Annotated in this window: 11 protein-coding genes and 1 pseudogene; 7 read left to right on the top strand and 5 right to left on the bottom strand. The window is 70.7% G+C overall.

Annotated features, from left to right (window positions below; genetic code table 11):
- Positions 1–270 (top strand): annotated as a pseudogene (locus tag ABZU91_RS32555) (hypothetical protein); the annotation flags it as partial.
- Positions 271–381: 111 nt separating this feature from the next.
- Here the strand turns inward: ABZU91_RS32555 and ABZU91_RS32550 are convergent.
- Complete coding sequence (locus ABZU91_RS32550) at positions 382–1,845, bottom strand: MFS transporter (protein ID WP_355249094.1); 1,464 nt, start codon at positions 1,843–1,845, stop codon at positions 382–384.
- A gap of 42 nt (positions 1,846–1,887) precedes the next feature.
- Positions 1,888–2,124 (bottom strand): hypothetical protein, encoded by a 237-nt coding sequence (locus ABZU91_RS32545; protein ID WP_355249091.1) that lies wholly within the window; start codon positions 2,122–2,124, stop codon positions 1,888–1,890.
- A gap of 121 nt (positions 2,125–2,245) precedes the next feature.
- On the opposite strand from ABZU91_RS32545, the gene ABZU91_RS32540 reads away from it, so the two are divergent.
- Positions 2,246–3,400, top strand: coding sequence for a geranylgeranyl reductase family protein (locus ABZU91_RS32540; RefSeq protein ID WP_355249089.1), 1,155 nt, complete (start codon positions 2,246–2,248; stop codon positions 3,398–3,400).
- Between the two features lie 254 nt (positions 3,401–3,654).
- Complete coding sequence (locus tag ABZU91_RS32535; protein WP_355249086.1) at positions 3,655–3,828, top strand: hypothetical protein; 174 nt, start codon at positions 3,655–3,657, stop codon at positions 3,826–3,828.
- A gap of 55 nt (positions 3,829–3,883) precedes the next feature.
- Here the strand turns inward: ABZU91_RS32535 and ABZU91_RS32530 are convergent, their stop codons facing one another.
- From ABZU91_RS32530 to ABZU91_RS32520, 3 genes are all read right to left on the bottom strand, one after another.
- Positions 3,884–5,674 carry a 5'-nucleotidase C-terminal domain-containing protein gene (locus ABZU91_RS32530; RefSeq protein WP_355249083.1) on the bottom strand — a complete coding sequence of 597 codons (1,791 nt, stop codon included), beginning with the start codon at positions 5,672–5,674 and terminating at the stop codon, positions 3,884–3,886.
- A gap of 238 nt (positions 5,675–5,912) precedes the next feature.
- Positions 5,913–6,572: a nucleotidyl transferase AbiEii/AbiGii toxin family protein gene (locus ABZU91_RS32525; RefSeq protein ID WP_355249080.1), complete on the bottom strand. Its 660-nt coding sequence runs from the start codon at positions 6,570–6,572 to the stop codon at positions 5,913–5,915.
- On the bottom strand, positions 6,569–6,910 hold the full coding sequence (locus ABZU91_RS32520; protein WP_355249077.1) for a hypothetical protein: 342 nt from the start codon (positions 6,908–6,910) through the stop codon (positions 6,569–6,571). Before ABZU91_RS32520 ends, ABZU91_RS32525 begins: the two co-directional genes overlap by 4 nt.
- A gap of 123 nt (positions 6,911–7,033) precedes the next feature.
- Between ABZU91_RS32520 and ABZU91_RS32515 the strand changes: the two genes are divergently transcribed.
- From ABZU91_RS32515 to ABZU91_RS32500, 4 genes are all read left to right on the top strand, one after another.
- Positions 7,034–8,026: an RNA polymerase subunit sigma-70 gene (locus ABZU91_RS32515; protein ID WP_355249074.1), complete on the top strand. Its 993-nt coding sequence runs from the start codon at positions 7,034–7,036 to the stop codon at positions 8,024–8,026.
- The gene (locus ABZU91_RS32510; protein WP_355249071.1) at positions 8,023–8,472 is read left to right on the top strand and encodes a DUF6069 family protein; all 450 of its coding nucleotides are present in this window, start codon (positions 8,023–8,025) and stop codon (positions 8,470–8,472) included. The genes ABZU91_RS32515 and ABZU91_RS32510 overlap by 4 nt, the downstream gene beginning before the upstream one ends.
- Positions 8,473–8,532: 60 nt before the next feature.
- Positions 8,533–11,805: a formate dehydrogenase gene (fdh, locus tag ABZU91_RS32505; RefSeq protein ID WP_355249068.1), complete on the top strand. Its 3,273-nt coding sequence runs from the start codon at positions 8,533–8,535 to the stop codon at positions 11,803–11,805.
- On the top strand, positions 11,798–12,287 hold a 490-nt coding region (locus ABZU91_RS32500), incomplete at its 3' end, for a 4Fe-4S dicluster domain-containing protein (protein WP_355249065.1). The genes fdh and ABZU91_RS32500, both read left to right, overlap by 8 nt.

The raw sequence follows: 12,287 nt of genomic DNA, 5'->3' as shown, positions 1-12,287 counted from the left end.
AACCTGGGTCACCTGGGTGACGCCAACGACCACGACTCCCTGGGCCTGTTCCAGCAGCGCCCGACCTCGGGTTGGGGCACGCCGGAGCAGATCACCAACCCCGAGTACTCGACGACCGCGTTCCTCAAGGGCCTGCGCCAGGTTGACGGTTGGCAGGACATGCCGCTGACCGACGCCGCGCAGACCGTGCAGGTCTCCGCGTACCCGGACGCGTACGCGCAGTGGGAGCAGCAGGCCGCCGACCTGGTTGGCCAGCACTGGAACAGCTGAGAACCACCGATGGCCGGCACCCCACACGGGGTGCCGGCCATCGCCGTACCCGCAGACAGTTTCCGTCACCAGCTAACGGAAACTGTCCACGATCTGAAGGCGGGAGCGGTGTCAGTGGTGGTGATTGCGCACGATGTCGACGAGCGCGGCGACCAGCGCGAGCGCGATGATCCCCGTGGCGAGCAGCAGTGACTTCTCGAAGGCGGCCGTCCAGTCGCCGTGACTGTCGGTCAGCGAGGAGAAGAACATCGAGCCGACCGCGGCGATGCCCGCCGCCGCGCCGATCCGTTGGCCGGTCTGGAGCATTCCGGCCCCGCTGCCCGCCTGCGCTACGGGCACCTGGGCGAGGGTGAGCGTCTGGTTGGGGGCGATGACCAGGCCGCTACCGAGGCCGGCGACGAGCAGCGGCCCGGCGGTGACCCAGGGCGCCGGGGCGTCCGGCGCGAGGTGCAGCGCGACAACCGTGGCGGCCAGTCCGATCACCACGCCGAGCAGGCCGATGGCGACCAGGGGCCGGCCGAAGCGGTTGACGATGCGTCCGCCCAGGGCGGACGCCGCGGCGGACCCGAGGGCGAACGGGGTGATGGCGAGACCGGCGACGAGAGCGCTGTAGCCGAGGCCGTTCTGCAGGAACAGGGTGAAGATGAAGAAGATCGCGGTGAAGCCGCCGAAGTAGACGAGCGCGATGAGCGATCCGAGGGTGTACGACTGGAACGTGAACAGGCGCAGGTCGAACAGCGGTTCGCGGTGTCGCGCGTACCACCGTTCCCACAGTCCGAAGGCGACGAGCACCGCCAGGCCGGCCGGGATGAGCGCCCACTTCCACGGCGTACGCCACTGCTGATCCTGCACGAGGGGCAGCAGGATCAGCACCACGCCGACGCCGAGCAGCAGCACACCCACCGGGTCGAGTCGACGGCGACCAGCCTGGCCCTCGGGGCGACCGGGCAGCAGCCGCCACCCCAGGATCACCGCGACGATGCCGACCGGCACGTTGACGAAGAAGACCCACCGCCATCCGTGGTCCTCACCGCCGACGGCGATGAGCAGTCCGCCGAGCAGGGGCCCGACGGCGGTGGAGATGCCGATGGTCGCGCCGAGCAACCCGAAGGGGCGGGCCCGCTCCGGCCCTCGGAACAACTGTTGGATCAGCCCGATCACCTGCGGGTTGATGATGCCGGCGGCGGCGCCCTGGAGCAGTCGGGCGGCGACCAGCCAGGTGGGGGAGGTCGCCAGGCCGGCGAGCGCGCTGGTCAGGGTGAACAGCGCGATGCCGAAGACGAACGCGTTGCGTCGACCCCGGAAGTCACCGAAACGGCCGGCCGGTACGAGCACCAGGCCGAAGGTGAGCGCGTAGCCCGAGAGGACCCACTGCAGGTCGCTCGGGGAGGCCTGCAGCGCGCGGTCGATGGACGGCACCGCGACGTTGACGATGCTCACGTCGAGCAGGGTCATGAACGCGGCGACCAGCCCGACGCCGACCGCCTGCCAGCGTCGACGGTTCGCGGCCGCGTCGACCGGCTGCGGCTCGTGCGCCGCGTTCATCGTGCCCCCCGTTGACGGTCGATCATGCATTCCTGACCGCTACCCCGACCACCGGGGGCCAACCGTCCAGGGTCACGCCATCTGACGGGCGCAGAACCGGGGGCCGAAGTCGAGGCCGGCCATCGGCGAGTCCTCGCGGTGCAGCAGGCCCTTCTCGGTGAGCTGGTGCAGCGGGGCGTGCACCTGTTCCTCGGTCAGCCCGGACCCTTCGGCGATCAGATCCGGATAGGGCACCTGGCCGCGTGCCTCGAGGGCGGTGACCGCCTCGTACACCCGCTGTTCGACCTCCGACAGCTCCATCCGCTGCATGATCTCCTCCTTCGCCCGCCCGCTGGACGCGGACGGTTGCGCCGCGTCGGATACCCCGTGCCTGGCCGAAGATGCCCACCCGTTCGGGCGGTGGGCAGCGAACACGCCCTAGGCTGCAACCGTGATCGTCTGGGATCTGGTCGTCGTCGGCGCCGGCCCCGCCGGGCTCTCCGCGGCACACGCCGCAGCCCGCGCGGGCGTCCGTACCCTGGTCGTCGAGCGCGCCACGCACCCCCGCTACAAGACCTGCGGAGGTGGCCTCATCGGCACATCCCTGGCCGCCGTGCGGGGTCGGATCGAGGTGCCGGCGCACGACCGGGTCGACCGGGTGACGTTCACCCGCGACGGTCGGCGGGAGTTCACCCGCCGTCACGACAGCCCGGTGGTGACCATGGTCCGTCGGGAGGAGTTCGACGACCGGCTGCGCGCGGCGGCCGTCGCCGCCGGCGCGCAGCTGCGGGAGCAGGTCGCGGTCCGCGGGATCGAGCAGGATCCCGAGGGGGTACGCCTCAGACTGGCCGACGGTACGACCCTGACGGCCCGCACGGTGATCGGCGCGGACGGCTCCTCGGGGGTGACCGCCCGGCACGTGGGTGTGCGCTACCGCCAGGTCGATCTGGGGCTGGAACTGGAGATCCCGGTGCCGCCCGTCGAGCAGGAACGCTGGCGCGGCCGCCTCCTGCTGGACTGGGGGGCGATGCCGGGGTCGTACGCCTGGGTGTTCCCGAAGGGTGACCGGTTAACGGTGGGCGTGATCGCGGGTCGGGGCGCGGGGGAGGGGACCCGTGCCTACCTGCGGGAGTTCGTCGACCGGTTGGGTCTGACGGGGCTGCCCGCGGCGCACGATTCGGGGCACCTGACCCGGTGCCGCGAGGAGGACTCGCCGTTGCGCAACGGTCGGGTGCTGGTGGTGGGGGACGCGGCCGGGCTGCTGGAGCCGTGGAGCCGTGAGGGCATCAGCTTCGCCCTGCGTTCCGGGGAGATGGCCGGGGCGGCGGTCGCCGCGGGGGACCTGGCCGGCTACGAGCGGGCGGTCGCCGGGCGTCTGACGCCGGAGATGCGGGCGGGATTCCGGCTGCTCGACCTGTTCGCCCGCCGCCCCGAGGTGTTCCACGGACTGTTGGCGACCCCGCCGGGCTGGCGGATGTTCGTGCGCTTCTGCCAGGGGCAGGCCAGCTTCGACGACATGCTGCGCCGCCGACCCATCCGTGCGGCGCTAGCAATGCTGGCCCGCCTACCCACCCCCCGCCCCAAACCCGCCCCCCCACCGTCCTGACCCACCCCCCACCCCCCGCGCCCCCGCTCCACCCCGCCGATCTTGCAGTTTCTGCGGCGACAATCCACCCGAACCTGAACACTTCGTCAACCGTAAGTGCAAGATCGACGCGCTTTTCCCGGGCCCGCACTCTTACGCCCAGGATCCTAGGATGCTCTAGGGGGTGTGCGCTGCGCACCTGACGACGCTGTCGGCCAACGGACCGTTGTGCGGGAGACCCGCTGTTGGACAATGCAGGGGAGTGAGGGGCGCCGATGACCGAGAAGCCGTTCACCGACGACGAGTACGCGTTCCTGCGCCACATCCGGTTCGGGGAGCTTCCGCCCGCCGTCCGCCCGGAGGATCAGGTCGCGCTGACCGAGACCGATCCCGGGCGGGACCGACCGGAGAAGGCCGAGGACCCGGTCCGCTGGAACGTGCAGGGCTGAGGATGCGCGGACGGGCCGCGGGTGTCGTCACCCACGGCCCGTCTCCACACCACGGTCAGAAGACCGGCACGCCTTCGCGGACGAGACGCCAGTTGGGCTGGAAGAAGTCGTCCGGGTTGATGGTCCCCTTGGTCTGCGCCCAGTCGATGAGCAGCTGACGGATCTCCTGCTGCGCGTTGTAGACCTGGGTCTTCACGATGCCGGGGAAGTTACCGCCGCCGCTGCGCCGGTAGTTGTTCACCGCCACCACGAACTGCGCGTCGTCCGCGACCGGGGTGTCGCTGCCGGGCAGCACCAGCCGGGTGATGCGCTGACCGACCGGCTTGGCGATGTCGATGTCGTAGTCCAGGCCGGAGATCACGTCGTAGTTGTAGTCCGGCACCGCCGGGTCGCTGATCTGCTCCGGGTCGACGGTCGCGCCCGGGGCGAGGGTGCGAAAGTACTTCGCCGAGTACTCCAGGTACGCGCGTACCTCGGCGCCGCTGAGCACGACGGCTTCGAGGGTGTTGTCGTACACGTACAGGCCGGCCACGTCGCGGATCTTGACGTCGCCGGCCGGGAAGACGGCGGTACGGCTGAACGGCGCCGCGATCGACAGCACCGGCAGGTCCGCGTACGCGGTGCCGGCCAACGCCGCGTCGACCACCTCGGTCTGCACGTGGTTGATGAAGTCGAGGATCGGAGTGTCCTTGTAGCGGGACTCCGCCGCGGACAGCTCCACGGTGGAGGTGGCGACCACCTGGTTGACGTACGCCACGGTCTTGGCGTGCTGGGCCCGCACGGCCGCGACCACCTTCGGGTCCTCGACGACCGTGTTGGTGTTCAGCATGGTGGCGGCCTTCTTGGTGATAGTCCACCGGCCATGCTCACGGGTGAGGGTGAAGTCCATCCGGGTGAGCCGCTGGCCCCACTTCGAGGGCTCGGAGAGCAGCACCTGCGCGCCGGTCCGCTCGTTGGTGACGAACCGCTCGACCACCTCGTTGTGGGCGTGCCCGAAGAGGATCGCGTCGATCCCCGGCACCTGCTGGGCGATCAGCGCCACCGGGTTCTCGTTGGGCAGCTCCGGGCCGTAGCTGGAGGTGCCGCTGTCGCCGCCGTGTGCGGAGATCAGCACGATGTCCGCGCCGCGGGCCCGCATGATCGGCACCCACTTCGCGGCGGTGGCGATCATGTCGTCGAAGCGCAGCTTGCCCTCGACGTTGCCTCGGTCCCAGATGGCCACCCCGGGGTTGGTCAGGCCGAGGATGCCGACCCGCAGGGTCGGCGCGGCGAAGCCGAGGGAGACCTTCTTGATGACGTACGGCAGGAAGGCCGGCTTGCCCGTCTTCGCGTTGACCGCGTTCGCGGCGAGGGCCGGGAAGCCGAGCTGGCGGATCCACAGGTCCAGCAGTGGCAGGCCGTAGTTGAACTCGTGGTTGCCCAGCGTCACGGCGTCGTAGTCGATGACGTTCATCGCCCGCGCCATCGGGTGTTTCTCGCCGGTGGCGGTGATCGGCTCCTGCTTGGCGTAGTACGTCGCGAGGGGAGTGCCCTGGATGGTGTCGCCGGCGTCGAGCACCAGCGTCGCCTTGCCCCGCCGCTCGCGACGGATCTGGTTGATCAGGGTCGCCAGCTTCGCGACGCCGACGTCGTTGTGCTTGCTGTCGTCGTACTCGGCGTCGCGGTAGTAGTCCCAGTTGTAGACGTTGCCGTGCGTGTCCGACGTGCCGAGCAGCGTGAGGTCCCAGGTGCGCGACCGGGCCGGGCCTGCCGCCTGGGCGGGGGCGGCGGCGATCAGCGGGGCGGTCGCCGCGGCGGCGGCGACGGCGAGCACCTGGCGACGCGACGGACCGGAGGAAGAGGTCATGACGTGCCTTTCCATGGGGGTTGACGCGCCTCGTGAGCGCCTCGCGCACCATAACCAGCGCCTGTCACTCCCGCCACGTCAGCCCCGGTTTCCGCAGGACGACGCCGGGTAGCCGTTACCGGTCGTACCAGCGCGAGGAGATCCGGTGAGTTAGGACCAGCACACCCAGCAGGACCCGAGTGACCGGCGGTCGACCGACCAGGTGATCCTGCTGGTCGCCCGGGGCGGTCACCCGGGCTCAGCGGGGCCAGGCGGCGAAGCGTCGGCGTACCCGTGCGACGTCGTCCGCGTTCAGGCCGTAGCGGCCGAACCGTGTGTCGGACAGCCGGTCGAGGTAGCGACCGGCGGCGCGGACGTCGTCCGGGTCGAGGGCGGGGTCGACCTGCCGGGCCAGTACCAGTAGCTGCGTCACGTCGTAGTGCTCCAGCGCCGCCGCGACGTCGATGAAGTCGCGGACCTCCCGCCGGTTGACCAGCGCGGCGATCTTGTTGGCGACCAGGTCCCGTACGTCCATCACCGGGCCGAGGTCCATCACCACGGGGCTCTGCTGCCGGTCGAGTCGGGCCAGGCTGAGCCGGATCTGGCGTCCGTCGCGGGCGACCACGAAATCCTTCATGTCCTGGCCGTACCCGTCGAACAGGTCGGCGAGTTCGCTGTCCGGGTCCGCGTCGGAGACGGTGAACCCGGCGTGCTCCAACGCCACGCGCACCCCGGCGGAGGCCGCGGCGGCGGCACCCTCCACGTCGGCGAAGAGGTCCACGTCCTCGGTCGGCCGGGCGACCAGGCCGTGCGCCGCCCAGGCCACGCCGCCTCCGAGCACGAACCGGTACGGCCCGGCGGCGGTCAACGCCACCCGGGCCACCTCCCGGTAGAAGTCGTGCAGGTGTGGTGCGATCACGCCGCGCGCAGGCCGCGGTGCCGGCTCTCCCACGCGAGGCGGACGCCTCGGGGAAGGTTGAGCAGGCGCCACACCCGCCGCAGGGTGCGCCCGTTGATCAGGGCCCGCAGGTCGTCGGCGCTGGCCGTCTCGCGCAGCACGTTCTCGTACATCCAGAGCAGTTGGTCGGGGTCGCCGAGGTCGAAGGTGCGTTCGGCGTTCCACATCAACCGCACCGGCAACTCCACCACGCCGCGAGTGGGGCCGGCCAGTTCGCTGAGCGTTCGCGCCACGACAGCCGGACGACCCGGGCGGGCCAGGAAGACCACGCCGGTCGCGGGGGGCGAGACGGCCTGCATGATGTCAGGGTAACGCCAGCCGGTCCGGGTGTCGCTCAGGAGCGTCCGACGCCGGGTGATGAGTTCTCGTGCCCGCGCCCGTCATAGCTGTGACGGAACACGACGGGACGGGAGCATGACGTGATGGACCTGGACACGCGGCGGGAGGAACACCCCGCTCTGGCCGACGTCGACGAGTCGGCGTTCGCGGGGTTGGCGCAGCGGCACCGGCGGGAGTTGCACGTGCACTGCTACCGGATGCTCGGGTCGTTCGAGGATGCCGAGGACACGGTGCAGGAGACGTTCCTGCGGGCCTGGCGGCGGCGGGAGACGTTCGCCGGGCGGTCGACGGTGCGGGCCTGGCTGTACCGGATCGCCACGAACGCCTGCCTGGACCTGCTGGCCCGGTGCCGTCCGGAGCCGGCCAGGGGCGGCGAGGTGCGGTGGTTGCAGCCGTACCCGGACCGGCTGCTCGACGAGCTGCCGGCGGGCGACGCGGACGATCCGGAGAAGGCGGCGGTCGCGCGGGAGACGATCGAGCTGGCGTACGTGGTGGCGGTGCAGCACCTCGCGCCGCGTCCACGGGCCGTGTTGGTCCTGCGGGACGTGCTCGGCTGGCCCGCGAAGGACGTCGCCGACCTGCTCGGCGACTCGGTCAACTCGGTGAACAGCGCCCTGCAGCGGGCCCGTGCGGGTATGCGGGAGCATCTGCCCGCCGAGCGGCAGGACTGGACCGGTGGCGACCAGGACGCCGGGACGCGCGAGCTGGTGCGGCACTTCACCGAGGCGAGCGTCGCCACGGATATCGGCCGGCTCGCCACCATGCTGCGCGAGGACGTGCGCTGTTCGATGCCGCCCACGCCGGGCCTGCACATCGGCCGGGACGCGGTCGTCAACGACTGGGTCGAGGACGGCTTCGACCAGGTGACTGGTCTGCGCGGCGTCCCCACCTCGGTGAACCGGCAGCCCGCCGTCGCGTTCTACCACTGGCGGGAGGCCGAGGCCGCGTACCTGCCGTTGACCATCGACGTCCTGCGCGTCGCCGGCGGGGTGATCACCGAGATCGTCATCTTCCACGACGACCAGTTCGCGCGGCTCGGGCTGCCGCAGCGTCTGCCGGCGGGTGGTGCGCAGTGACCGTCTCGACCCCGACCAACCGTGGCCACCGGCTCCGCGGGCTGGCGGGTGTCGGTCTGGCCGCCACTCTGGCGGCGGTGGTCGCGACGACCCTCGTCGCCGCGTTCGCCGAGGCCGTCGGTGTCGACTTCGCGGTTCCCGACGGCGGCGAGGTGATCCCGTTGGCCGGGTTCGCCGTGGTGACGGGCGTCTTCTCGCTCGTGGGCGTCGTCCTCGCCGTCGCCCTTGGTCGGTTCAGCGCGCGTCCCGCCGAGCGGTTCCTGTGGACGGCGGTGGCGTTGACCGCGATCTCGCTGGTCCCGCCCCTGCTCTGCGGGGCCGCTGCCGCCACCGTCGCCGCTCTCGTCGTGCTGCACCTCGTCGCCGCGGCGGTGGTGGTCCCGGCCCTGACGTGGCGCCTGGGCCGCCGGGACCGACCCCACGAGGGGCGGCGGACCCTCGATTAGCGAAGACTCCTCATCTGACCTATGTTCGTGAGGTCGCTCGCGTGGAAGGGGGTGTCGGGGATGGGTCTGCGGACGTTCATCGAGGGTTGGCCGGTGTACCGCCAGCTCACCGGCACCGACCCGCTCGGGCGGGGCGCCGCCGCCAAGTCGGCGCGATCCCTGTCGCTGACGGCTCGTACCGAGACCGCCGATTCGGTGGCGCGGTCGGTGTGTCCGTACTGTGCGGTGGGTTGTGGTCAGCGGGTGTTCGTCGCGGACGGGCAGGTCACGCAGATCGAGGGTGATCCGGACTCGCCGATTTCGCGCGGCCGGTTGTGTCCGAAGGGCGCGGCGAGCAAGAGCCTGGTGACGAGTCCGTTGCGCCAGACCACGGTCCGCTACCGACGGCCCTACTCCACGCAGTGGGAGGACCTCGACCTCGACACGGCACTCGACATGATCGCCGACCGGATCCTCGCGGCACGCGAGGAGACCTGGGAGGACGTGGACGAGCAGAGCCGGCCGCTGAACCGCACGCTGGGGATCTCCAGTCTGGGCGGGGCGACGCTGGACAACGAGGAGAACTACCTCATCAAGAAGTTGTTCACCGCGATGGGGGCGTTGCAGATCGAGAACCAGGCCCGTATTTGACACTCCGCCACCGTCCCCGGTCTGGGGGCCAGCTTCGGTCGTGGCGGTGCGACGGACTTCCAGCAGGACATCGCCAACGCTGACGTCATCGTCATCCAGGGCTCCAACATGGCCGAGGCACATCCGGTCGGGTTCCAGTGGGTGATGGAGGCCAAGCGCCGTGGGGCGAAGGTCTTCCACGTCGACCCGCGGTTCACGCGCACCAGTGCGGTGGCTGATGCGTACCTGCCGATCCGGGCGGGGACGGACATCGCGCTGCTGGGTGGGGTGATCCGGTACATCCTCGACAACGAGTTGGACTTCCGCGAGTACGTCCTCGCGTACACCAACGCCGCCACCATCGTCAGCGACCAGTTCGAGGACACCGAGGACGGCGACGGGTTCTTTTCCGGCTTCGATCCCGAGACCGGCAGCTACGTGCAGGACAGCTGGCAGTACGAGGGCCACGAGGACTCCTCGGGCAGCGGACACACCGCGAAGGAGCGGGACACCGCCGCCGGCCTGGAGCACGAGTCGCACGGCGCGGGTGTGGGCGGGCAGACCCAGCGCGATGAGACGTTGCGGCATTCGCGCTGCGTCTACCAGATCCTCAAGCGGCACTACGCCCGCTACACCCCCGAGATGGTCGAGCGGGTCTGCGGCATCCCGCAGGACAAGTTCCTGGAGCTGGCCCAGGCCTGGACCGCGAACTCCGGCCGGGAACGCACCGGCATGCTGGTCTACTCGGTGGGCTGGACGCAGCACAGCGTCGGTGTGCAGTACATCCGCGCCGGGGCGATCATCCAGCTGCTCCTGGGCAACATGGGCCGTCCCGGTGGCGGGGTGATGGCGCTGCGCGGACACGCCAGCATCCAGGGCTCCACCGACATCCCGACCCTGTTCAACCTGCTACCCGGCTACCTGCCGATGCCCCACCACGCCGACCACCCCACCTTCGACGAGTGGGTGGACAGCATCCGGCACCCGGGGCAGAAGGGCTTCTGGGGCAACGCGCGGTCGTTCGCGGCCAGCCTGCTCAAGGCCTACTGGGGCGATGCCGCGACGCCGGAGAACGATTTCGGCTACGGCTACCTGCCCCGGATGACCGGTGACCACGGCACCTACCAGCAGGTCCTCAACATGATCGACGGGAAGACGAAGGGCTACTTCCTGCTCGGGCAGAACCCGGCCGTCGGGTCGGCGCACGGCCGTGCCCAACGTCTCGGCATGGCGAACCTCGACTGGCTCGTGGTCCGGGACCTGTTCATGATCGAGAGCGCGACGTTCTGGAAGAACGGCCCCGAGGTGGCCACCGGCGAGATCGTGCCCGAGGAGTGCCGGACCGAGGTGTTCTTCCTGCCGGCGGCGTCGCACGTCGAGAAGGAGGGCACGTTCACCCAGACGCAGCGGTTGTTGCAGTGGCGGGAGAAGGCCATCGAGCCGCCGGGCGACGCCCGCTCCGAGCTGTGGTTCTTCTACCACCTCGGCCGTAAGCTGCGCGAGAAGCTGGCCGGTTCGCCGTTGCCGCGCGACCGGGCGCTGCTCGACCTCACCTGGAACTACCCCACGCATGGCCCGCACGCGGAGCCGAGCGCCGAGTCGGTGCTGCGCGAGATCAACGGGTACGACGTGACGACCGGCCGGCCGCTGGCCAGCTTCGCCGAGGCCCGCGACGACGGCTCCACCGCCGTCGGCTGCTGGATCTACACCGGGGTGTACGCCGACGGCGTGAACCAGGCGGCCCGGCGCAAGTCCCGACACGAGCAGGACTGGGTGGCCGCCGAGTGGGGTTGGGCGTGGCCGGCGAACCGCCGCATCCTCTACAACCGTGCCTCGGCCGACCCGGACGGCAACCCGTGGAGCGAGCGCAAGAGGTACGTCTGGTGGGACCCGGACAGGGCCGAGTGGACCGGCTACGACGTGCCGGACTTCGAGAAGACCAAACCGCCGTCGTACCGGCCGCCGGCCGGCGCGTCCGGTCCGGAGGGGATCGCCGGTGACGACCCGTTCGTCATGCAGGGTGACGGCAAGGGCTGGCTGTACGCGCCCAGCGGCGTGCTGGACGGGCCGCTGCCCACCCACTACGAACCGGTCGAGTCGCCGGTGCGTAACCCGCTTTATCGCCAGCAGGCCAACCCGACGCGCAAGTCGTACGCGCACCCGGTGAACTCGGTCAACCCGAGCCCGCCACAGGAGCACAGCCAGGTCTTCCCGTACGTGTTCACGGTCAGTCGGCTCACCGAGCACCACACCGCCGGCGGGATGAGCCGGACGGTCCGCACGCTGGCCGAGTTGCAGCCGGAGATGTTCGTCGAGGTGTCACCCGAGTTGGCCGCCGAGGCCGGGTTGGCGCACCTCGGGTGGGCGCACCTGGTCAGCGGTCGGGCGGTGATCGAGGCGAAGGTGCTGGTGACCGACCGGCTCACGCCGCTGCGGGTGGAGGGACGGGTCATCCACCAGGTGTGGCTGCCGTACCACTTCGGTTTCGAGGGTCTGGTCACCGGCGACTCGGCCAACGACCTGTTCGGGATCACCCTGGACCCCAACGTCCTGATCCAGGAGAGCAAGGTCGGCACCTGCGACGTGCGGCCCGGCCGACGTCCCACCGGGCCGGCGCTGCTCGACCTGGTGGCCGACTACCAACGACGTGCCGGGATCGTCCCTGGTGGACACGCGCCGGCCGTCACCACCGAGCAGGACGGGGAGGGCAGCGGTGATTCCTGACCCGAACAGCCTTTACGGACCGTTGGACCCGGCGCCCGAGGCCGGGTATGAGAACGCGCCACCCCGGATGGGGTTCTTCACCGACACGAGTGTGTGTATCGGGTGCAAGGCCTGTGAGGTGGCGTGCAAGGAGTGGAACGGCGTCCCGGAGAGCGGCCTGGACCTGCTGGGCATGTCGTACGACAACACGGGCGCGTTGACCGCGAACTCGTGGCGGCACGTGGCGTTCATCGAGCAGCCGCGTCGGGCGGGGCACGGCCCCGCGCCGGCGGACGTCCTCGGCGCGCCGGTCGACGCCGACCGTGACCGACCGCCCGAGCCGGGCGCGGGGCCGCAGTTCCTGGGTATGCCGGGGGCGCAGCCGCCGGGGCGGGGTACGGGCGTGGGGGGTCGGTCGGATTTTCGGTGGTTGATGATGTCGGATGTGTGTAAGCACTGCACGCATGCGGCGTGTTTGGATGTGTGTCCGACGGGTTCGTTGT

The organism is Micromonospora sp. NPDC005174, from assembly GCF_040608495.1.
GTDB lineage: Bacteria > Actinomycetota > Actinomycetes > Mycobacteriales > Micromonosporaceae > Micromonospora.
Note: the sequence above shows the minus strand (reverse complement) of the source record. Positions and strands in the feature narration are given on the sequence as shown.